Consider the following 679-nt stretch of genomic DNA (forward strand, 5'->3'; position numbering starts at 1 on the left):
CGGTTCGTGCCGGGCCCGTGTCCAAAGCGTGAGGAGCGTTTTATGTCTCGTATTTTCTCCGGTGTACAGCCGTCCGGTAACCTTCATCTTGGCAACTATCTGGGTGCAATCCGCAACTTCGTGGGTCTTCAGGAAGACTATGAATGCATCTATTGCGCCGTTGACATGCATGCCATTACCGTCTGGCAAGAGCCGGAGCAGCTTCGGAACAATATCCGCGAGGTGGCCGCCGCCTATCTTGCATCCGGTGTCGACCCGAAACGGTCCATTATCTTTTCCCAAAGCAGCGTCAGCGCCCATGCCGAACTGGCGTGGATTTTCAACTGCGTCGCCCGGATCGGCTGGATGAACCGCATGACACAGTTCAAGGAAAAGGCCGGTAAGAACCGCGAAAACGCGTCTCTTGGCCTGTATGCCTACCCGTCCCTGATGGCCGCCGATATCCTGACCTATAAAGCGACCCACGTACCGGTCGGCGAAGATCAGAAACAGCATCTGGAACTGACCCGCGACATTGCCCAGAAATTCAACAATGATTACGGCACCGAAACATTCCCGCTGGTGGAGCCGCTGATCTTTGGAGAGGCCACCCGCGTCATGTCCCTGCGGGACGGCTCCAAGAAAATGTCCAAGTCTGATCCCAGCGACTATTCCCGGATCACCCTGATGGATTCCCGTG

General features: G+C 56.1%; 1 protein-coding gene. It reads left to right on the forward strand.

The window, feature by feature from the left end; all coding sequences use genetic code 11:
• Positions 1-42: 42 nt before the first annotated feature.
• On the forward strand, positions 43-679 hold a 637-nt coding region (gene trpS / locus QQJ79_RS15690), incomplete at its 3' end, for a tryptophan--tRNA ligase (protein WP_284223860.1).

The organism is Brevundimonas denitrificans (genome assembly GCF_030160755.1).
GTDB lineage: Bacteria > Pseudomonadota > Alphaproteobacteria > Caulobacterales > Caulobacteraceae > Brevundimonas > Brevundimonas denitrificans.